Raw genomic sequence first — 22,055 nt, 5'->3', positions numbered from 1 at the left:
CGACATCGTTCCGGCCCGCAAGGGCGCAGAATGCGTGCTATTTACCCTTGCGGGATGGGTTGTGCTGGGAAACGAATAACCGGAGGTAGATATGAAAACGGTAAGTACACGGGAGAAAAATATGACTCTGCATACCCGCAACATAGCGCCCCTTACCCAGCAGCGGTGAAATGGGGTGAGGGTCTTAATTTAGAAGTTGAGTTTCGCTGTATCAGTTCAGACCTGAATTGGTAATGTTATAAAGTAAAACACACCTAAATCTGACATTCTGCTTCAAGCGAATAGCAGATGAATTTATTGCACTTACTGTGTGTTTGTATAAATTAGTTCTATTAGTACGTTTCAACAAAAGTTCTATCGCGCCTGGCAGCCGAGGGAACTAGCATTGTCGGAAGTCGGATAAATATTCACAGTCATGCCGCCTTACGTTATTCAGGGCAATCTCGCATTTATCAAATTCGCAGCAGAGAAGGCTATATGGATGAGCTTGGGTTTAATTTCGAAGATGCCATAGCTTGGTTCCCGCAAGAGCAAGGACATCCCTATGTTTTAGTACGACTGAGCACGCAGCATGCTGCAGAGATGTCCACAATAATGGGTATCCCATTACGGCGTTGCTATATCACAGATGTAGCGCTGCAGCATGCAATGGAGCTACATGGTTTAACTTCAATCGAAGTCGTGCAAGCACATTTGCCAGACGCAGGTGCTGTTATGTCTGGCGACTTTGGTGAGGTACTGACTTACTTTTATCAATCCGTGGCTGAACTGCCTGCAAGAGCAATTGGACCAAAGAAGTGGCGGCTAAAACAAGACCGCACTAAACCCGCCCCAAAATCAGATGTTGTTCACTTTGTTATGCCAAATCGACCTCACGCCAGTGCAGAAGACGTCATATTATGTGCTGAAGTCAAATCCAAAGCTACGGCAGGGAATTCCACACCGATTGCTGATGCAATCATAGATTGCAAAAAAGACAGAACTAGTCGTTTGGCTAGCACCTTAGTCTGGCTACGCGAGCGAGCAATGACCACTGATCTAGGCGATGTTGATATACCTTTACTTAATCGTTTTATCAACGCGGTTGATCATCCTCCTGCAACAAAGCGCTTTCGAGCTGTAGCTGTCATATGTAACAACCTTCTTGACACAGAACTGACTTTGGCCCCGGATAATACTGATCCCGAATTCACACTGGTTGTCATCGGCGTACCCGAGCTACGCGAAACCTATACGGCCGTATACACTGCGGCCACAAATTCGGCGATATAATCATGCGTGCATCACTTCAAAGCTGGATAAACGATGTTGAAAACTTCGCACAACTGCGTAACTTTAATATCCTGCAGCTGCCGATCGGGCTTGCTCATATCAGTAATCGTCTTGGAGATTATTACATTTCGTTGGTAGGAGAATTGTTTAGCAGCCTTAGCAGACCCGATGTTCCAGCTACAGATTGGGCGCAGCTTGGTAACGCCTTTCTTCAATTCTCAATGGAAAACACGGACGTGCAACTGCGGGAGCTAGGTATATCAAAAGACGATGCTGTACTTTTTGCTGCAGCCTCTTTTTACTTTGGCGACTTCCCTGCTTCATCATGCTTGGCAATGCGTCAATCTAACCAACCCACGGACTTTAGATCTGTGAGATCGGCATGTTTTGACTTTCTGGCTAGACCTCCCAACTTGCGGTCTGAACTGGTACAGACACTACAAAATCAGCTGAAAACAGGGGACTTAGCGCAAATTTCATCACGTGTTGAAGAATCACGAGAAGCAGTCCAAGCCGCACTAAAAGTAGGTCCAGAAGAGTGGATTATTGCAACACTATTGGCTCGTCTGTTATCACGCTTCAACCAGACCAATATCAGAGCTGTTCTCCCCAATGGAGAACATACGTTTTGGTCCCCATTGGTTAGATCTCTTGTGGATCGTCAGCCCTCTTCATGGGAATTTTTTCCGTCGCAAATTCAGGCAATTCAAAGAGGATTACTGCAGAGTGTAGACAGCTATGCCATGCAGATGCCTACCGGTGCGGGTAAAACTACTTTATGCGAAACGCTGCTTTTCGCCCACCTCTCGGCTCGACCACATGAGGCTGCCATCTTACTTGTACCTTTTCGCTCATTAGCTTCCGAGCTACGAGGAACACTGGTTAGAAGACTCAACGCAATGGGATTACCTACAAGATGTGCCTATGGAGGCACCGTTCCTTCTGGTGATGAAATTCATGGTCTGGATCAAATCAGGGCGATCATTGCGACTCCTGAATCTCTTTCAGGAATTCTTAGTGCCGATCCAGTCTTTTCGCAGCGGATAACGCTTGTAATATGCGATGAAGGACATTTGCTTGATAGCGGTGGCCGCGGTATAGGTCTGGAATTGCTTCTGGCTCGAATGCGGGCTCGCGCGGATTTGCCTCCGCGAGTTGTATTTGTCTCCGCAATTGTACCGAACATCGAAGAAATAAATGCATGGTTGGGGGGAAACGACAACACAGTTATACGTAGTACCTACCGTCCTGCAATCGCCGAGTTTGCGTTACTACGACCGATAGCTAGTGGCGTGAGTACATCGATTCGCCTTGAAATGCATCCACATGAACCCCTGGAGAGACAATTCGCCATAGAAAAATTGTTAAGTATTGATAACTTCAGGTACATAAAGCTCTCCACTGGCCGGGCAAATACTTATCCATTCACCTCCATCAAGACTCAGGCCGTGGCCGCAGCCAGAAAAGTCATGCCCATGGGAATGACTGCTATTTTCGCTGCGAACAAACGAGGTTCTCAAGGTGCGGTTGGACTTGCCGAAGAATTGGTTAAGCAATTAGCACTTCCTTTGAATCTACCCGTCCCGCTCATTTATGCGCGGAACGATAACTTGCAACGTAGTATTGACTACCTGCAAAACGAATATGGTGACGACTGGATTGGAACCAAATCGATTCGTCACGGCGCAGTGCTCCACCATGGCGATATTCCCCAAGAAACCCGGGAAGTACTTGAGGCACTTATTCGTGAAGGAGATGTCCACTTGGTCATATGTACCAGCACGCTAGCGGAGGGAGTCAATCTTCCAATCCGCAGTCTGGTTCTTTATTCGGTACAGCGCCGACGGATGAACGGACCACCAGAAGCAATGCTAGCACGTGACATAAAGAATTTGGTCGGTCGAGCAGGGAGAGCTGGAACAAATACCAAAGGACTAGTGATTTGCGCCAATCCCGATCAATGGCATCTTATACAACCGGTAGCAATTCAAGGTGCTGGCGAGCCGGTACATGGTTCTCTATGTAGTTTTATTCAGCAGTTGAACTCTGAACTTATACAATTCCGCTTGGTGCTGAACAATGAATTACTGGAGCACAACGCCCCTATTCACCCTGTAGTTGATGGTGTTGATTCTACTCTAATTGACTTGATTTCAGAAGAAATCGGAGAAGAAGATTTTGTAACGCATGCTCGACAGCTTGCTGAACAAACCTTTGCTGCCCAACAACTTGCACAAGGGCAACTCGAACTATTACGCAATGTCTTTGAATTACGAGCACGCCGGCTCCTTAATTTACGTCAGACAGGACAACTCGCTTGGATCCGGCAGACAGGTGCCAAAGTTCGCCTTCTTTACTCAGTAGAGCAAATTCTTCTTCCTGCACGAGAGCGCTGGCAGGAACCGATAGATCCTTTAGATAATGAATTGCGCGCGACTATTCTTGAGTGGGCATGGACACACCGCGAACTCCAAAATGAAATCGTGCAGAGCCTTAACCTGGAAGACAGCGATCCTGAGCGGGTCAAAGGTACATTCTTTGAATTTGTTCGTCTTTGGATGGCTGGAGCATCCTTCATAGATATGTCACAGCAGTTAACGATAAAAATGGATGATTTACTTGCACTTCATACTCGCGTGATCACATTCACCCTGCAGTCACTTGTAGATCAAGGAATTAACCTTCTAACGCATCGTCTACATGCTGACGGCATTGAGATTGCACCTGGCGTTACAAACTTTTGCGAACATCTGCGCTTTGGTGCACCTAATCAGATCGCATGTATTCTTGCCTCGTCAGGTTTACGGCATCGAAAAGCTTATGTTGCGCTAGGCAATTCAATTCATCAACAAGGCTCGGTTGCATTTGCAGGCATGGTCAAGAACCAAGCTCTGGAGGGGTTGCGACAACATGCAGAGGGGTGGCAAGCTCACCTAGGCGATCTGGTTTATATTAATGCATTAAAAGATCTGTCCTAAAAGATAATATTGCTAAGAATGTTAAAGAACCACACCAGCTAGGCGATAAGGTCAATTAGCCAATAATTGACCTTATTTATTAATTTTCTGTTGAATTTCAAATGCTCTTTTTTACCACCTAATTAACAGTAGCCGCGTTATTGGGCATTGAGAAGAGAGTATTATACTTATATCATATAAGCTAAGGGCATATCCTCGATGTATACTCTAGACGTCAATGGAATGTAAACTTAATTGCCAAGTTTATATGCATAATCACCAACAACCGATGAAAATAGCTCTAATATTTCTAACTTTGTTCTTCCAGCACCAGCAATTTTCACAAGCTCCTGAAAACCGACTTCAATGTATTTATTTGCCCTAGGATTTAATAAAACTCCAGTTTTCCATTCGGCTGCCCCACCTTCAATAGATGAAGAAAAACTTAAGAGCCAGTATATTAATATTTGACGATAGTCTGAGGATGAAAAATTCCGACTACTACATTTCACCTCTATTAATTTATCTGCGATTGCAAAATCCCCATATCCTTGCGCTATCCATTGATAGCCCGGAATTAGTGGCGATTTGATAATCCGCCCATTATCCACTTGATTATTAATGAATTTTATTGACTTTACTAAATTATTAGCAGTTTGATGAGCAATCTGCAACTCAATCTCTAATAATCTTTCATGTAAAACAGCATCAAAATACTTAGACTGTCTTTGTAAAGCTACCGACAAACATTCGTCCCAGTCTTCATCTTTTTCCTCAAGCATTTGCTCAGCTCGTGCATATGCAACTTCAAATAGCATAGCTGCGTTTGTAGAGGTTTTTAAAAATAGATCCTCATCTATACAAGTGCAACCAGGAATAGGCTGAGCCTCTCTATTTAGATGAGCAATTATAGCGGGAAGGAGTTGAGGGAATAATAAATCACATATACCGGGTATGTCTCGAGCTACTGTTCTCGGATCCTTTATTGGTAATCTTAAAAATCTCATTTCCTCTCCGCCTCTTCGCACCATGAAACATACACCTCGCTAAATGATGATTTTCCTTTTTGCTCGATCCCTAAAGACCATGAGTTGTGGATTGCATTTTTTACCTGTTTTCTAAAATGACTACCATCGTCTCCAAATTTAAAAGATGCAAGCCATAAAATTCTTTGAACTTCAGGTGTGAAGTTAGACCATTTATTTCTGGCAGAAATAAACGATGGTCTATCTCTCCAATTTCGAATACATTCAAAGCATGCTCTCCTGATAGTTTCCGAGGAGCTTTCTTGTATCTTTTCATGAACATAAGAAGCTCTCTTATCTGTCCTTGAGACTCTTAGTGCTCGCAAGTAGTGTAAGCAATTAGCTTCAGGTAGTAATAGATGTTCTGAGTGAATTATTATCTCATCTACCATTTCATCCAATGATTTATATATTTTTTTATATTTATCATCTGTTCTTATTGAAATAACTCCTTTTATGATAGTTGAGAACGAACCTCTGAAAGAGTGTAGATTCTCTGGTGAAATCAATGTCCTACAAAGCTGCAGAGCTAACGCTGGATCATGAAGTTTTAATGTTCTACTTATTTGGTTTATTAGGAATGTATCAGGTTGACTTTTATGGATTTCGAGGTCAAGTAATGTTTGAACATTCAGTTTTTCTACTGTTTCCACAAGGTCTTCATAATCAGAAACGGGATTATCAGAATAGGGGTCAAAATGTAAATCTATTTTTTTTAACCTACTTGATTCATCATCCTCCGTGAATAGCTGTGAATGAACAAAGTTCTTGTAGTGTTGAGCCTTAAGAATTGTAGTTTTTGTTCTATTCAGTGAAAGGCCGTAATCTGCAAGTGCATTTGAAAGGATTGATATAGCTCTATAAGCTTCGGCTTGACTATCAGCTATTAGTGTAAAATCATCTACATATCTATGCCATTTAAGCTTTGATAATGTAAGTATCTGATCAATTGAAGTCATCAGCAACTCAGCAAGCACCCTAGAGCATTGCCCTCCGACAGGTAAACCAAATGACCGCCCAGATGATAATTGACTTAAGAGTCTATCTATCTGGGTTGAGACAGTAGAACTTGGTCCGAATAAATCATTAATACAATTTTCAATGCGGTGATGATATATATGCTCATAAAAACTTGATATATCTGTTTGTATAACTACAGCACCATTTTTGTCCAATGCTGGATCTTTAATGGTAGCTTCTTTATATGCCCTCCATGATTTATCTCTGTCAAAAATACCTGAGCCATTATTTACAAATCGATATGAATGCGCATTAGGACTTCTATTGACTTCATTTTTCTCCGCTATAGCTATTGCAATACCATTTAGGTAAATATTCCAAAAAGGATGAATTTTAGTTGAAATCCTAAAGCCACTGGCACCAGTAGGAGAAAGTAATCTTTCTGAATAAATCTGAGTCGAGTTTAAAATATTTCCAGCATTTGTTTTTCCATCCTTTTCAAGTCTCTCAAAAAAACAAAATGCTATTTTAGCCAATTTATCTTTTGAGTCTGAAATAAAAATTGTATCAATATCAAAAGGTAACATGTCGTTATCGCCATGAGAACCTATATCGTCAATAGCTCGGATAAAATGATCGATTTTTACTGACTCCATTGTATTCCCTTAGCATTTTAGCAATTAATATCAAAAAAAGATTAATGTCTAATTAGGGGCAAGTCAATAAACACCATAAGCCATAATTTACATTCAACATGTTTGGATGACTAAATTAGCACATGCACACTATAATTTATTAAAATTCAATTGGTTGCGTATGATTTTTAGAAGCTAAAAGGATGAAACGACCGATGCTGGCAGCATCCGACCTATAGATCAGACTGGGTTACGTCGATTATGAACTTTGCGTTCAATCGATCGATACAACTGCTTCTTCAACCGGAGATTATGATAAAAAACGCATTTACCTCACGCCCATTGTAGCGGATGTTTCTATCCCTATTTAGAGGCATGATTGTTCGATGCTTGCACCAGTATCGCTCCGCCATAACCATTCCCCTAAAGAGTTAATTGCTAACCCTGAGAATTTTTGAGGAGCTTGACTGCTCCAGCAGGGATACGCTGGTCGCCGCTACGGTGTTGGGAGTGCCAGTCTAGGTATACAAGAAATTTGTCATTGTTTTTCTCCATAAGTGGTGTGATTTTCGTCTTCGTATCGCCTGATGGTTCGATTTCCCGGCAAGTAACGATAACGAGCATGTGGAGTCGCTGTTCATGACGCTAAAATATGTACCTGTGTGGCCGTAATCAGGGTTCATAACGCTGGAAAAAGCGCGGGACTTGGTGGAGAGATTTACCGGCTAGTATATCGGGGAACCCGGGCACAGCGGTACCGGGATGAGTGAGGACAGGGAGAAACCGAGCCAGCGCTATGAAGTATACCAGGCGGGGGTGCCAACTACCTTTAAACTTACCGACCTAACCGTCATTCGTATTGTACTTCCCCCATGATCTCTTAGCCTTCTCCCAAAAATCTAGCCAAGAATGATAGCCCACTACGGGGCCGGTAATTATTTCTGGCTTAATATTTTTTTTGTCCTGCAGAATGACATAGCCAACCTGTGAGAAAGCTTAGTGGTAGTATGTGGTATCTTATTGTTGACTTAAAGTATTCGGAGGGATAATGATATCTGGAAAAAAGCAGATGCCGCTTCAGACATTGCGTGATGCAATTGCTGGCACAATCCGGTTGAATGTAAAATCCTATGAAGTTCCTCGAGTATGCTTTAGATTCGGTATACAAACTGAAGTCGCAGAGGAGGATGCTGCCGAAGCCCATTTGAGTAAAAAATCCTATGTAAATACGCGCCTCCTCAACTTCTCCCGTCCAGAATTACTAAAAATTGCTTCAGCTGTACTTGATGAATACGAAAGTCCTGAACTTTCTTCAGTTTTATCGATGATGAGCAGTTGCTCTCCCGGGAACATCAGTCAGATCACACGTCGGGAAATTCTTAAACTGCTGAATAACTTCAATCCACTTTTTAATGATCTTGATCTATTTGAAGGCCTTAATATTTTTACAACTGAAACGCTGACAGCACCGTCGAGTTATCGTTTTTTTGGCTCCCAGCTAGAAAGCGACCTACAAAAGCATTATATTAACAACGATGATTATACAAATGAAGACCTTTTACTCCGCTGCGGGATATTGGAATGCAGTCAAAAAAGATTTCTGAGTTTTTTAGAAAAAATACTCGACCCGGTTGTCCGTCGTGGCGACGAACAAAGAGACTTAGCTGGGAAGCTGAACAAATTACTTCGATCAGATGGTTATAGTACCACTATTACTGATCAGCAATCAGGTCATCCGGTTTATGCAATACGTCATCATGTAGAAGGTGTGAAAGGAGAAGTTAAAAATATAATTTTCGCATCAGTAGGGCCTAAACCAGAGTTTTTACTATCGGATGCGATCAACAACAAAGTCATCATAACCCGTCATGAGGATAAATGTTTAGTCTATGATGAAGACTTACCTACTACGGGTCTCAATTGGAATGAAATGGTGGAATGGTGGCAAAGGCGAGAAAATATAAATGATTCAGATGAGGCTAGGAAATTACTCGGGCAACGCCTTTTGCAGTCAGTTAGGATGACGGGCTCACCCGGCGAAATACTGATATTTGAGACCTATTTCAGGCGTTTTCAAAAGAAATATGGTAAGAATCTTCCCGCGCTAATTCCGCAGGTCTACTTGCACCTTGATCCACTAAGTCAAAAGGAACGTGAAACACTAAACAAACCGAGGATTCTTGAACGACAGAGGATGGATTTTCTTATGTTACTTGGTGGGCGAGTAAGGATTGTTATTGAAGTAGATGGTCAGCAACATTACTCAGCGAACGGAAAGCCGTCTCCTGACCTTTATGCCACCATGGTCAGGGAGGATCGCAAGTTAAGGCTACAAGGTTATGAACTTTATCGATTCGGGGGCGCCGAATTTGTCTCTTCAGTCGGGAGAATAGCTCCGGAGGAAATGATAACAGAGTTCTTCGAGACGGTATTTGTAAGGCACCAGATTACCCCAGAGAATACCCAGTAAGAAACGACACGGGTTTAATAGAAAATTCAGGCATTTATAGAGTGCTGTCTAAAGCTGGATTGCCGCTTATACATAATCTAAAATTGTTCGGCTGGGCAGTCCGCCTGACTGAAGGTACTCATGAAAAGATGCTGATGATATATGGTCGCAACATTGTTCTCGGGAGCTGGAACTGGCTGTCTCATGGCTATCATGACGGCTGTGAGCGTAACGAGCAGTTCAGTAATGCAATTCGTCACGAGATTAGCGCGGCGCTGGATGATATGTCGCTGGTGAAGGAGCTCAGGGAGAGGTTGAAGCTGGAGTAATATCATAATTATTTTTAGGATTTATTTATTCATTGCCAAACATTTTTTATAATTAAGTTAACAGGTTGAAAAATGTCAACAAAATCAGAACAATTCAGACGAATTTTAGAATCGATAAAAGCTGCATATAATGCTCTTAACAAAAGCCTAAGGGAATCAAATGAAGGAAATAACAGTACCTTCAACTTCCAAGCTCTCACACCGATCAATGACGTCAATCTTGATATTTATGAAGATGCTATCTCGTTCGTTTTTTCACGCCCTGACATTAAGAATGTTGCCATATCAGGGCCATACAGTGCAGGTAAAAGTAGTCTTATCGAATCCTATAAGGCAAAATATCCATCTAAAGCATTTTCTCACATTTCCTTATCTCATTTTATTTCATCAAACGCACAAAGTGATCCTAGTGCTAAACGGTTAGCTCTGGAAGGGAAAATATTAAATCAAATAATTCACCAGATACCACCAGAAAAAATACCAAGAACAAAATTTAAAATAAAAAAGAAAGTTTTCCGGATAAATGTATTAACAAATACAATTTTCTTATTATTTGCTGTGGTTTCATTCACCCATATACGTTTATTTGATAAGTGGCAAAGCTATGTGAATGCGTTAAGTAATAACTACATTAAAGATATTTTATCATTTACAATTAACCAATATGCATTACTGGTAAGTGGACCATTTTTAATTATTTGTTTAGGCTTCATTATTTATAAAATAATCCGAGAACAAAAAAGCAGAAATATATTTAAGAAAGTCAATCTTCAAGGAAGTGAGATTGAAATTTTCGAAGAACCTGATGACTCTTATTTCGATAAGTATTTAAACGAAATCTTGTACTTATTTGAAAATATCGGTTCTGATGTTATTGTTTTTGAAGATATTGACAGATTTGAAAACAATGTAATATTTGAAAGATTGCGAGAAATAAATACATTAGCAAATATTCATTTGCGCAATGAAAAAAAGCCTCCACTACGTTTCTTTTATCTTCTCAAGGATGATATTTTTATTTCCAAAGATAGAACTAAATTCTTTGACTATATTATTCCTGTCATCCCTGTGATCGATAGCAGTAATTCATTTGAGATGTTCTTATCATTATTTAATGATGATTACGAAAAATCCGCATTTGACAATACCTTTCTTCAAGGATTGTCTCTTTATGTAGATGACTTTAGGATTCTGAAGAATATATACAATGAATTTACCATATACTATAAAAAATTAAATAATATTGAACTTGATTGCAATAAGATGCTGGCAATAATTGCATACAAAAATATATTCCCCAAAGATTTCAGTGAACTGCAACTTAATCAAGGATACATTTACACATTGTTCGAGAAAAAGCCAGAATTCATAACAACAGAAACGACAGTTATTGAAAGGAAAATATCCGCAATTGAAATGAAAATAAAAGATGTTAAAAGTGAATATTTAGAATCGCCAGATGAACTTGCACTTATATACAACCCAAAAATTCAAAACATTCAGAATGCTATAAATCAAAACAATTATAATCAGAAATTTGTCCAACAGAAAAACCTAGAGCTGCAATCTTTAACCCAAGAAAAAAACAACCGACTTGAAGCCATAAAAATAAAAGAAAATGATGAGACTGATATTCTTAACGAACAAATTAGCAAATTCAAAGAAGAACTTTCAGAGCTAAGAAATAAAAAATTAAAAGAAATAATAACCAGAGAAAACGTAGATAATATTTTTAAAATTACTAGTATAAATGAGATTGGTGAAGAAGAAATATTTAACACGATAAAGGGAAGTGAATATTTTGATTTATTAAAATATCTCATTAGAAATGGATATATTGATGAAACATATAGTGATTATATAACATACTTTTATGAAAATAGTTTAAGTAGGAGCGACAAAGCTTTTTTAAGAAGTATATCCGACAAAAAAGGAAAAGATTTCTCTTATGCTTTGAAAAACCCGTCATTAATAGCAACTCGATTACAACTTTATGATTATAGCCAACAAGAAACGTTAAATTTTGATTTATTGGGTCACCTCTTGGATTCATTGAGTCAACATTCAACACAACTTAAGACATTTATCTCTCAACTGAAAAAAGATAAAAACCTCCGATTTATCAAAGAGTACATGGACACTGAACGCAGTCTTTCAAGGTTAATCCCTTTATTAAATCAGCAGTGGAGTGAATTTTTTTGGTTGATGTTGAATGAAAAATCATATACACAACAACAAATAAAATCATATTCTCTGAACAGCCTTTATTTTTCAAATCAAGACACTTTATTAAAAGTCAACAATAATGACTGTCTATCAGAGTATATATCTGAACACAAAACATATTTAAATATAGAACAACCTCAAATTCAAATATTAATTGATAAGTTCAAACATTTAAACATTCTATTTAAATGTTTATCATATAACGATTCAGAAGCATCTTTATTTTCAGCCGTATATAAAGAATCACTTTATGAACTTAACTATCATAATTTAAAAGAGCTTATTTTATATGAATACAAATGTAAAGATGAAGATAAAATCAAACACCAAAACTTCACCATATTACTAAGCAATCCATCAACATTTCTTTATCGAAATATACATAGGAATATCGAACAATATATAGCTATAGTTCTCGACAATTGTGAGAGTACTATAACTGATACTGAAAGCTCAGTGATTATAATCATTAATAAATCGGAAATTAGTGAGGAAATAAAAAAATCATATATAGTAAAACTAAATAATAAATTGCGTGACTTGAGTAAAGTTGAAGAATCAAGTATGTGGTCCTACTTGTTAGACCAAAGAAAAATAGAATATACCGCTGAGAATATTATTTTCTATTTCTCTCAATATAGTGAATTAGATGAATCAATAATTAACTTTATAGACAGCGAAGAATCTATACAACTAGACTACTCCAATGAAATTGAGGATGGTATCCAAGAGAAATTCTTCGACAAGATCATCATTTGCGAACAAATCAGTAATAAAAAATACCTTGAGATATTAACTTCATTAGATTTTTACTACGACTCATTTGATATATCTGGTCTGCAGGATACAAAGCTAAAAGTACTAATCGACATTAAGATAGTTCGAATGACGATTCTGAATCTGGAGTTTCTAAGAACTAAATACCCTAATAATCTCATGTACTTTATAAATAAAAACATAATTGACTACATAAAATTATATACAGAGGGATCTGCTGTTAGTGACGCAGATGAAATTTTAAACGCCTTAGAATTAGATATTGATGATTCACAAAAAGAAAAACTATCAATGATATTAGATACTTCAATCTCTATTCAAAATAATAAATACTCAACTCTCTTTAAGAGACATATCCTCACAAATAAATTAGATATAAATGACATCCCTTATATCATAGAAAATCATGACACTTTAGTAACTCTTCAACAGACAATTTTAATCATTTTAAGTAGCCACATCAACGAGGTAAAAGATAACACTGATAAATTATCGATTAACTTGTTAGAGATATTAATAAAGGATGCTCATTTTACCCATGATGATAATGTAGAATTATTTGCTAACAAGATAACTAACATGAATAAGGTACAAATCAAGAAATTTCTAAAACTGCTTAATTCTTCTGAGTTATCCATATTATTAGATAAAAAGCCTGCACCGATAAAAGTATGCTCATCTAATGAAAAGATACTCAAGGCTTTCATAACAAGTGGATTAATAAAATCCTACAGCCAAAGTACTGAAGATCTTGAATCATATATCATAGATTTTCCTGAGGAGGTTCTTGATTAATGCTAATCTTTAACAATAAGTCATAAATACACTTCTTTAATAAAGAAAAACCACCAGCATCTCAATTGCTGGTGGTTTTTCTTCTCCTAAATATCAGGAATCACCTCAAGTAGCGGCCCGTGACAGCAGAAAAATTGGTGGTCACTCTGGTGGTCTTGACATAATGGAAATTCAGGCTTAGCTTAACTATCAGCCAGTTGCTGGCAAAGGCGATCCCAGTCAGAGGAGCCATATTAAAGACGCCCGCTTAAGGAAACTTAAGCGGGCGTTTTGCTTTTGGTTTTCTATTTAATTAAAAGCATCGGGTCAGAATAGCTTCCAGCCTGCCCAGCACCACCTCATGATACTGTCACCTATACGTTTCAGTCGTTTGCCGCTACGAGCCACCAGGTCAATGGTTCTGGGCTGTGTGCAATTTTTAGTCAGACTCCTATGGCATTTGCCTTAACGTGACGAGGCGTACGATAGAACATTATTCTCATGATTCAAATGATTATGACAATCAGATAAACAAAATGCGGCGCAGATTCCAGATCAGGCTGCGCCGGGAATATCTCAGCGATAACGCGAAGGCCTGATTTGCTCTGGTGCGATACCGAGCGCTTCGGCAATCAGCGCCCCCCACCTGGTCTTTATCCCCTTCCCATTGGCCTGTTCTGTTGCCCGTTTCTGCCCGCAGGATGCCGCTGCGGATTGGTAACCCCGGGGGGGTTGGCAACTCTGCCGATACCCGCCGCTGTCAGATCATGAAGATAGCTCATGTGGTAATGAAATTTAGTCGCTTTCACTCATCCGATGGCTCTGGCATAAAATATGCAACATTAACTTATTGACAACATGAAGACTGATGAGTGAACAAACCAGTAACTTCTACGAAATCAAGAAGCCAATTCAGTTTTCATCTCAGAACTTAGGGTGCAACATCGCGATGAGCAGAGACTTTACATTTACGATTAAGCGCAGCCTTTTCGATGAGGATTATAACCCCTCTGAGAATACGCGTATTACCACCAATTTTGCCAATTTGGCCAGAGGGAAAAATCGCCAGGAGAATCTGCGCAACACATTGGTAATGATTGATAATCGTTTCAATACTTTAGCGCATTGGGACAATCCAAAAGGCGATCGTTACTCTGTCGAGCTTGAAATTATTTCTGTCGAGATGAGTGTTGAAGGCAATGGCAATACCTTCCCAGTGATTGAAATATTAAAAACCAACATTATTGATAAAAAAACTCACCAGCGGATTGAAGGCATTGTCGGGAATAATTTCTCTTCTTATGTGCGAGATTATGACTTCAGTGTATTGCTGCTGGAACACAACAAAAACCAACCTGGGTTTAGCATACCAGATGATTTTGGCGACCTGCACGGCAACATATTTAAGTATTTCGTCAACTCAACGGAGTACAAACAGAACTTTAAAAAGTCACCGGTAATCTGCTTAAGCGTCTCAAGTAAAGACACTTATCAGCGGACGGGTAACCAGCATCCTGTATTGGGCATAGAATATCAGCAAAACGACTCCTCTTTGACTGAGAAGTATTTCGAAAAAATGGGATTACAGGTTCGCTACTTTATGCCGCAAAATAGCGTTGCACCTTTGGCCTTTTATTTCTCCGGCGATTTGTTGAGTGATTACACTGATATTGAGCTTATCAGTACCATCAGCACGATGGAGACTTTCCAAAAAATTTATCGGCCTGAGATTTACAATGCGAACTCTGCCGCAGGGCAATATTATCAGCCAAGCCTGAATCAGCAGGATCATTCATTGACAAAAATTGTTTATGACCGAGAAGAACGCAGCCAGTTGGCTATTGAGCAGGGGAAATTTACTGAAGAGCATTTCATCAAACCCTACAAGAATATTCTTGAGCAATGGTCTGCTCACTACGCTCTTTGATTAATCGAAAATAAAAGGTCATTTATTATGAAAATTTTGCTCCCAACTTCTACTGCCGGCAGTTTGCCGAAACCTTCCTGGCTTGCACAACCTGAGACACTTTGGTCACCGTGGAAACTGCAAAATGAGGAATTAATTGAGGGAAAACAAGATGCCCTGCGCTTGTCCCTGGAAGATCAACTGCGTGCAGGCATTGATATTGTCAGCGATGGCGAGCAAACGCGCCAACACTTTGTCACTACGTTTATCGAACACCTGAGCGGCGTTGATTTCGAGAAGCGTGAGGTGGTTAAAATCCGTAATCGCTACGATGCGAGCGTACCAACCGTGGTTGGCGCTGTGGCGCGTCAAAAACCCGTTTTTGTGGAAGATGCCAAGTTTTTACGTCAGCTGACCAAGCAACCTATCAAATGGGCCCTGCCAGGCCCGATGACCATGATCGATACGCTTTATGATAATCACTATAAGAGCCGCGAAAAACTGGCCTGGGAATTTGCCAAGATCCTCAATCAGGAAGCCAAAGAATTAGAGGCTGCGGGCGTCGATATTATCCAGTTTGATGAACCCGCCTTTAACGTTTTTTTTGATGAGGTGAATGATTGGGGGATCGCCGCACTGGAAAGAGCCATTGAAGGGCTTAAATGTGAAACAGCGGTACACATCTGCTACGGCTATGGCATCAAGGCTAATACGGATTGGAAGAAGACGCTGGGATCAGAGTGGAGACAATACGAAGAAGCGTTCCCCAAACTGCAAACGTCGAATATCGATATCATCTCGCTGGAATGTCATAACTCGCATGTTCCTATGGATCTGCTTGAACTGATCCGCGGTAAAAAAGTGATGGTCGGGGCCATTGACGTGGCGACCAACAGCATAGAAACCCCGGAGGAAGTGGCCAATACATTGCGCAAAGCCCTTCAGTTTGTCGATGCCGACAAACTCTACCCTTCGACCAACTGCGGCATGGCGCCTTTATCGCGTCGGGTAGCCACAGGCAAACTCAATGCCTTAAGCGCAGGTGCAGAGATCATCCGCAGAGAGCTATCAGTAAAGTAACTTCGCCCAATATCCTGCTTTCGGCGGATAAATGTGCGAAGTGGTAAACCCTATTTGAGCCCGCTCAGGGAAACTTGAGCGAGCTTCTCGCATTTTTATCCGCCCACGTTGCTACGCGTTGCATCGGTTTGCGCAGTGCTGCGCCTTTTAGTCTTTTCTCCACGCGACACACGTTCATCACTTAACTTCACCCTCACTATCGCCAGTAGAGTAAGCGCTATGAAATTTTTCAGACATCTTGTGCGTACGCCAAATTTCGTACAATATACGGAAATAAGATGGGATTCAGGGACGTAAAAAAGCTCGCTATACGCTGTCTTCAGCAAGGCACGTATGACCATGAGGTACGTGGCAACATCGATGTCAAGAATCTGTTCGCCACTGGTCAGGTTGATAAAAACGAGGTAATCGAACTTATCAGGAAAACTTCCGGAGACGCATATCAGTGCCGTCCACATCATCAGGATGCCGCTACTGACGTTCACATTCTTCAACCCTGGAAGTCCGGTTGCTGCTGGTACGTAAAATTTTATTTTATGGAACCCGACGTCATCTTTATCAGCGTGCACCAATAAATCGACAAGGAGTTCAAAGTGAAAATAGTTAAAGAAGGCGATACGCGTGCCGTTCTGTGTCACCACTGCGGGAAATCTATCGCGACTTATCGTTTACGCGATGTGGACTTCAGCGATCGGCGTGGCACGGTGAAGAATATTCTGGCCGCGGTCTGTAACCAGTGCGACGCAGTGGTCAGTGTCCCTGCCCAATCCACACCGCAAATTAAAAGCGAGTTTGAGCAAAGCAAGTCGGCGCTGGAAGTCCGGGTTCCGGCGCACTATCTCGATATTCTTAACGTCGCCACGCAGAAAATAGATGCTTCACTGGGCGAAGATTTTCATAAGACGCTGATCCTGTATTACCTTCATGCGCTGACCACCGGCTACTATCATCAGGAAGGACTGAAAGCGCTGTTAGGCAGCGAGCTGGCAAATGCCAAGGCATCCAAACGGCTGTCAATGAAAGTCACTAAAAAACAGCTGGCTGAAGTCAATAGCCTAATGGAACAACAGAACCTGATGCGAAGCTCCGACGTAGTCAAAGCGGTGATCCTGAAAGTTTATCAGGATATCGTGCAGGAGAAAAACCTGGGCGTGTTGCCGGAATTGCGCAACCTCGCCGCCGCCATTTCTTGAGAATGTTTCTGTCGCTGAGTGCCTAACGAACCTCAAGCGAGCTCGGTCATGCTGCCATCAGGCCCCAGATTGTCAGTCAGGATCTTCAATATCGCGCGAACTTTCGGCAGCGCCTGCCGGCTCTTGAGCCAGGCCAGATTAATCGGTAATCCATCGGTTGCCAGATGAGGCAATACCTCCACCAGCGAACCCTCTGCAAGTTGCCGTTTCACCAACCAGGTAGGCAACTGCGCTATGCCGTGCCCGGCCAAAACGGCGGTAAGCTGCCCTTCTGCATCGCCGATAGCCACCCGCGCCGGTAACACCCTTTTCTCGCTGTTATTCGCCTGCCCGCCGGCAAAATGCCAGGGAGTGAGCATACCGTTGCCTTCGCCGTAAACCACGCAGCTGTGATTATCCAAATCCTGTTCGTTGTTCGGCACGCCGCGCTTTTTCACATAGGCCGGTGAAGCGCAAAAAATATGCCGCTGCGCCCCCAGATAACAGTGCCCTAAAGTATTCGGCCAAATATCCGCGCCGCCGATACGCACAATAATATCGATCCCCTCTATCACAGGATCGACAAAGCGGTCGGAAAACGAAATATGCGGCATTAACAGCGGATGATCCTCAATTAGCTTAAGGATCACCGGTAAAGCATGCAGACGACCGTAGGCGGCAGGAAGATCGATACGCACCCTTCCCCGTGGCTCGGCATTTTCGGCCTGCATGGCAAGCTCCGCCTCTTCCAGCTCGCCCAATACGTTGGTGCAGGTGCGGTAAAAGGTTTCCCCCGCGTCGGTCAGTGAGAGACGCCGCGTGGTCCGGTTAAACAAGCGAACCTGCAGCCGGCTTTCAAGACGGGCAATGCCTTTGCTGATGGCGGAACCGGTCAAATTCAGGCGTTCTGCGGCGGCCGTAAAGCTGCCCAGATCGGCTACGCAGACAAACAGATCGATACCTTTGAGTCGTTCGGAAGAAAACATAGCCCGTCACCATTAATGAATTTAATTCCATAAACTCGGTAATTTATAGCCTAAATAGGAAATATATTCCCCGTAAACTCGATCTGGTAATACATCCTCAGGGCCAGGCCCGATTCAACCACAGACCATGACAAGAGTTTATTGATGAGCATAAACAAACCAAGGGTGCTGATTACCGGCGCCACCGGCCAGATAGGCGGCGATACTTTGCGTAACCTGCAGGCAGACACCACCATTGCTCTGGTGGCGGCGGTACGCTCCCCGAAAAAAGCCGAGCCTTTTACCGCTCAGGGCATCAGCACCGTCATTATGGATTTTGATCAAGAAGAAACGCTGGCGCCGGCGCTGCAGGGTATTGACCGCGCCTTTCTGGCGACCGGCTATACCGTCGACATGCTGCGCCAGAGCAAGGTGTTTCTCGATAAGGCGAAACAGGCCGGGGTGCAGCATATTGTGCACCTGGGTGCTTGTGGCCGCGACGACACCACCATTGCTCACTGGGCCTGGCATCAATTGATCGAACGTTATATTGAGGCATCAGGTTTCAGCTTTACGCATTTGCGGCCGGAGTGCTTTATGCAAAATCTGATCGGTTACGGTGGCATTCCCGCGGTGGTCAACGGCGTCATTCAGCAATACACCGGTGATGCTCCCTTCAGTTGGGTTGACGGCGAAGACGTCGCGCTGGCGGCAGCCTGTTCACTGCTGCACCCTGAACAGCATGCGGGCAAAACCTATCGACTGGGTTATGACGCCAAATCCTATGGCGAGATTGCGGCCATGTTGGCGGAAATACTGGGCCAGCCATTTCGCTATGAAGCGCTCGATTACCGGATTTTCCTGGAGAACATGCGGCAATCTGGAGCCGAAATGGCTTATATGAACTGCGTTGGCGACAACCTGCGCCGCATTGCCGAACGCGATATTCCCGGCGTTGAAGAAACCTTTGACAACTTCCCGACAATTGCCGGCAAAGAGCCGGTTCGTTGGCCAGAGTTTATCCGCAAACATCGGGCCGCTTTCGCCTATTAATTCCTTTTTTATCTGACCCGTTTGGGGAAAACCAGGCGGGCTTTAGCTTTACATCTGCCCTGCGCCACTTAGGCTCACCATCAGAAAAATTTTTTAAATATAAATTTATCAATCAGATAAAAAACACCCCGCCCGAAACGACATTGTGGAGATATTGTGAATTTGCACTTTCCTTACAATAAATGAGAATAGTTATCGTTATCATAATTATTCAATAATATTTGCACATACTTTCAGGGATAAGATGCATGATTTACACACACTCTTTCAAATTGAAACCAGGCGCGATTTTGCTGGCGGGATTAATTAGCGGGAGCGGCTATGCTGCCGATGATTTGGCAGCGGAAAGTGAGGAAATGATAGTTTTGGCGCCGGCGGAAGAACAATTAAAACAGCAGCCTGGCGTTTCCATTATTACCGCCGAGGACATCGCCAAGGATCCGCCGGTCAACGATTTATCCGACATCATCCGCAAAATGCCCGGCGTGAACCTGACCGGCAACAGCGCCAGCGGCAGCCGTGGTAATAACCGTCAGATCGATATACGCGGCATGGGGCCGGAAAACACGCTGATTTTAATCGACGGCGTCCCCACCACGTCGCGCAATTCAGTTCGCTATAGCTGGCGCGGCGAAAGGGACACCCGCGGCGATACCAACTGGGTGCCGGCGGAAATGGTTGAGCGCATCGAAGTGCTGCGTGGGCCTGCGGCGGCGCGTTACGGTTCCGGTGCCGCCGGGGGTGTGATTAATATCATCACCAAACGCCCCACCAATGACTGGCATGGCAGCCTGTCGCTGTTTACCAATCAGCCTGAAAACGACAAGGAAGGCGCAACGAAACGCACCAACTTTAGCCTCAGCGGCCCGTTGGCCGGCGACGCGCTCACCATGCGCCTGTACGGCAACTTTAACAAAACCGACGCCGATGCGGCGGATATCAACACCGCGCAAAACGGGTCCTATGCTGCCGGTAGCGAAGGCGTACGCAACAAAGACGTCAACGCCCTGTTCTCGTGGAAAATGACCCCGACGCAGATCCTCGATTTTGAGCTGGGCTACAGCCGCCAGGGCAATATCTACGCCGGCGATACCCAGTACAGCAACGGTAATCTCAGCCCGAACGATCTGGTTTCGTCGCTGTACGGACAAGAAACCAACCGCCTGTATCGCCAGACTTACGGCATCACCCATAACGGCATCTGGGATTGGGGCCAGTCACGCGTCGGCGTTTACTACGAAAAAACCAACAATACCCGTCTTCAGGAAGGCTCTACCGGGCGTGTCGAAGGGATGATCAACAGCGACCAATTCAACACCAGTCGGCTGAAAAATGTCAGAACCACCGGTGAAGTGACGCTGCCGCTCAACCTGTGGTTCGAACAAACCATGACCCTGGGGGCCGAGTGGAACCGTGAGCAGCTCGACGATCCGGCCTCTATGCAGGTCACCGATGCCAGCGGCGTCACCATCGGCGATATCTCCGGCGATCCTTCCGGACGCAGCGCCAAAAACAGCGCGGAACTCAGCGCCCTGTACTTCGAAGATAATATCGAAGTCTTGCCCGGCACCCTGCTGATCCCCGGCATGCGTTTTGATTATCACAGCAAATTCGGCAGCAACTGGAGCCCAAGCCTGAATGCCTCGCAGGAACTTGGCGACTATTTCAAACTGAAAGCCGGGATCGCCCGCGTCTTCAAAGCCCCAAACCTGTATCAGTCCAGCGAAGGCTACCTGCTGGCCACCCGCGGCAACGGCTGCCCGGACAACATTGCCATGGGGAGCTGCTACCTGATGGGCAATGCCGACTTGGATCCGGAAGTCAGCATCAACAAAGAAGTCGGCCTGGAGTTCACCTATGAAGGGTTCAACGCCGGTATTACCTATTTCCGCAACGATTATAAAAACAAAATCGTTTCCGGGACCGATCTGGTGGGCTACGCCTCTAACGGCTACAACATTCTGCGTTGGGAAAACGGCGGCAAGGCGGTGGTGGAAGGGCTTGAAGGCAACCTGGTGATCCCGGTAGTGAAAGATCGGCTGAATTGGCGTACCAACGCCACCTATATGATCACATCGGAAAATAAGGATACCGGGAACCCGCTTTCCGTGATCCCGAAATACACCGTTAACACCATGCTGGATTATCAGGTAACCGACAAACTCTCGACCAACCTCACCTGGACATTCTATGGCCGTCAGAAACCCCGCGAATATGCCGAGATCCGTAATGAAGTCGGTTCGCTGGCGACCAATGAAGTGGGAGCTTACACCGTGGCCGCGGTTGGCGTGAATTACGATCTGACCAAGGATCTGCGCCTGAATGCCGGTATCAGTAACCTGTTCGATAAACAGCTGTACCGCGAGAACCAAGGGGCATCAACTTACAACGAACCTGGGCGCGCGTATTACGCCGGTATGACCCTGTCATTCTGATCGAATAAATAAGCAGGCCCGTTCGGGGGAAACCGAGCGG

The 22,055-nt window shown here is 43.3% G+C and carries 14 protein-coding genes; 10 read left to right on the top strand and 4 right to left on the bottom strand.

Annotation, left to right across the window (positions count from 1 at the left end; all coding sequences use genetic code 11):
• The first annotated feature begins 477 nt into the window (after window positions 1-477).
• On the top strand, window positions 478-1,272 hold the full coding sequence (locus tag AAZT04_RS08125; RefSeq protein WP_434679613.1) for a Hachiman antiphage defense system protein HamA: 795 nt from the start codon (window positions 478-480) through the stop codon (window positions 1,270-1,272).
• Window positions 1,273-1,274: 2 nt separating this feature from the next.
• A complete protein-coding gene (locus tag AAZT04_RS08120; protein WP_434679610.1) occupies window positions 1,275-4,250 on the top strand; it encodes a DEAD/DEAH box helicase in 2,976 nt (991 codons plus the stop codon).
• Between the two features lie 230 nt (window positions 4,251-4,480).
• Here AAZT04_RS08120 and AAZT04_RS08115 read toward each other — a convergent pair whose 3' ends face one another.
• Both AAZT04_RS08115 and AAZT04_RS08110 read right to left on the bottom strand, forming a co-directional pair.
• Window positions 4,481-5,236 (bottom strand): hypothetical protein, encoded by a 756-nt coding sequence (locus AAZT04_RS08115; protein ID WP_434679607.1) that lies wholly within the window; start codon window positions 5,234-5,236, stop codon window positions 4,481-4,483.
• Window positions 5,233-6,870: an RNA-directed DNA polymerase gene (locus AAZT04_RS08110; RefSeq protein ID WP_434679604.1), complete on the bottom strand. Its 1,638-nt coding sequence runs from the start codon at window positions 6,868-6,870 to the stop codon at window positions 5,233-5,235. Before AAZT04_RS08110 ends, AAZT04_RS08115 begins: the two co-directional genes overlap by 4 nt.
• A 1,027-nt stretch (window positions 6,871-7,897) precedes the next feature.
• On the opposite strand from AAZT04_RS08110, the gene AAZT04_RS08105 reads away from it, so the two are divergent.
• From AAZT04_RS08105 to AAZT04_RS08085, 5 genes are all read left to right on the top strand, one after another.
• Window positions 7,898-9,319, top strand: a complete 1,422-nt coding sequence (locus AAZT04_RS08105) for a hypothetical protein (RefSeq protein WP_434679602.1) — start codon at window positions 7,898-7,900, stop codon at window positions 9,317-9,319.
• Window positions 9,320-9,360: 41 nt separating this feature from the next.
• Window positions 9,361-9,627 (top strand): hypothetical protein, encoded by a 267-nt coding sequence (locus AAZT04_RS08100; RefSeq protein ID WP_434679600.1) that lies wholly within the window; start codon window positions 9,361-9,363, stop codon window positions 9,625-9,627.
• Between the two features lie 72 nt (window positions 9,628-9,699).
• Window positions 9,700-13,425: a hypothetical protein gene (locus AAZT04_RS08095; RefSeq protein WP_434679598.1), complete on the top strand. Its 3,726-nt coding sequence runs from the start codon at window positions 9,700-9,702 to the stop codon at window positions 13,423-13,425.
• A gap of 928 nt (window positions 13,426-14,353) precedes the next feature.
• Window positions 14,354-15,331, top strand: a complete 978-nt coding sequence (locus AAZT04_RS08090; RefSeq protein WP_048762602.1) for a DUF1852 domain-containing protein — start codon at window positions 14,354-14,356, stop codon at window positions 15,329-15,331.
• Between the two features lie 27 nt (window positions 15,332-15,358).
• Complete coding sequence (locus AAZT04_RS08085) at window positions 15,359-16,390, top strand: methionine synthase (protein ID WP_434679596.1); 1,032 nt, start codon at window positions 15,359-15,361, stop codon at window positions 16,388-16,390.
• 95 nt (window positions 16,391-16,485) lie between these two features.
• Here AAZT04_RS08085 and AAZT04_RS08080 read toward each other — a convergent pair whose 3' ends face one another.
• On the bottom strand, window positions 16,486-16,959 hold the full coding sequence (locus AAZT04_RS08080; RefSeq protein ID WP_434679594.1) for a hypothetical protein: 474 nt from the start codon (window positions 16,957-16,959) through the stop codon (window positions 16,486-16,488).
• Window positions 16,960-16,983: 24 nt separating this feature from the next.
• Between AAZT04_RS08080 and AAZT04_RS08075 the strand changes: the two genes are divergently transcribed.
• Window positions 16,984-17,583, top strand: a complete 600-nt coding sequence (locus tag AAZT04_RS08075) for a hypothetical protein (protein ID WP_129982404.1) — start codon at window positions 16,984-16,986, stop codon at window positions 17,581-17,583.
• Between the two features lie 32 nt (window positions 17,584-17,615).
• Here the strand turns inward: AAZT04_RS08075 and AAZT04_RS08070 are convergent, their stop codons facing one another.
• Window positions 17,616-18,548: a LysR substrate-binding domain-containing protein gene (locus tag AAZT04_RS08070; protein ID WP_434679592.1), complete on the bottom strand. Its 933-nt coding sequence runs from the start codon at window positions 18,546-18,548 to the stop codon at window positions 17,616-17,618.
• Window positions 18,549-18,692: 144 nt separating this feature from the next.
• Here AAZT04_RS08070 and AAZT04_RS08065 point away from each other — a divergent pair, with 144 nt between their 5' ends.
• Both AAZT04_RS08065 and AAZT04_RS08060 read left to right on the top strand, forming a co-directional pair.
• A complete protein-coding gene (locus tag AAZT04_RS08065; RefSeq protein ID WP_434679590.1) occupies window positions 18,693-19,580 on the top strand; it encodes an SDR family oxidoreductase in 888 nt (295 codons plus the stop codon).
• Between the two features lie 248 nt (window positions 19,581-19,828).
• On the top strand, window positions 19,829-22,015 hold the full coding sequence (locus AAZT04_RS08060; RefSeq protein WP_261102729.1) for a TonB-dependent siderophore receptor: 2,187 nt from the start codon (window positions 19,829-19,831) through the stop codon (window positions 22,013-22,015).
• Window positions 22,016-22,055: the final 40 nt, after the last annotated feature.

Origin of the sequence: Serratia sp. Je.1.23.a, assembly GCF_051129805.1 — a bacterium.
In the GTDB taxonomy this organism is placed as follows: Bacteria; Pseudomonadota; Gammaproteobacteria; order Enterobacterales; family Enterobacteriaceae; genus Serratia; species Serratia liquefaciens.
Note: the sequence above shows the minus strand (reverse complement) of the source record. Positions and strands in the feature narration are given on the sequence as shown.

Bases quoted from the DNA above. Each gene is read 5' to 3' on its own strand.
- AAZT04_RS08125 (WP_434679613.1), top strand. From the start codon at position 478: ATGGATGAGCTTGGGTTTAATTTCGAAGATGCCATAGCTTGGTTCCCG.
- AAZT04_RS08120 (WP_434679610.1), top strand. From the start codon at position 1,275: ATGCGTGCATCACTTCAAAGCTGGATAAACGATGTTGAAAACTTCGCA.
- AAZT04_RS08115 (WP_434679607.1), bottom strand. From the start codon at position 5,236: ATGAGATTTTTAAGATTACCAATAAAGGATCCGAGAACAGTAGCTCGA.
- AAZT04_RS08110 (WP_434679604.1), bottom strand. From the start codon at position 6,870: ATGGAGTCAGTAAAAATCGATCATTTTATCCGAGCTATTGACGATATA.
- AAZT04_RS08105 (WP_434679602.1), top strand. From the start codon at position 7,898: ATGATATCTGGAAAAAAGCAGATGCCGCTTCAGACATTGCGTGATGCA.
- AAZT04_RS08095 (WP_434679598.1), top strand. From the start codon at position 9,700: ATGTCAACAAAATCAGAACAATTCAGACGAATTTTAGAATCGATAAAA.
- AAZT04_RS08090 (WP_048762602.1), top strand. From the start codon at position 14,354: ATGAGCAGAGACTTTACATTTACGATTAAGCGCAGCCTTTTCGATGAG.
- AAZT04_RS08085 (WP_434679596.1), top strand. From the start codon at position 15,359: ATGAAAATTTTGCTCCCAACTTCTACTGCCGGCAGTTTGCCGAAACCT.
- AAZT04_RS08070 (WP_434679592.1), bottom strand. From the start codon at position 18,548: ATGTTTTCTTCCGAACGACTCAAAGGTATCGATCTGTTTGTCTGCGTA.
- AAZT04_RS08065 (WP_434679590.1), top strand. From the start codon at position 18,693: ATGAGCATAAACAAACCAAGGGTGCTGATTACCGGCGCCACCGGCCAG.
- AAZT04_RS08060 (WP_261102729.1), top strand. From the start codon at position 19,829: ATGATTTACACACACTCTTTCAAATTGAAACCAGGCGCGATTTTGCTG.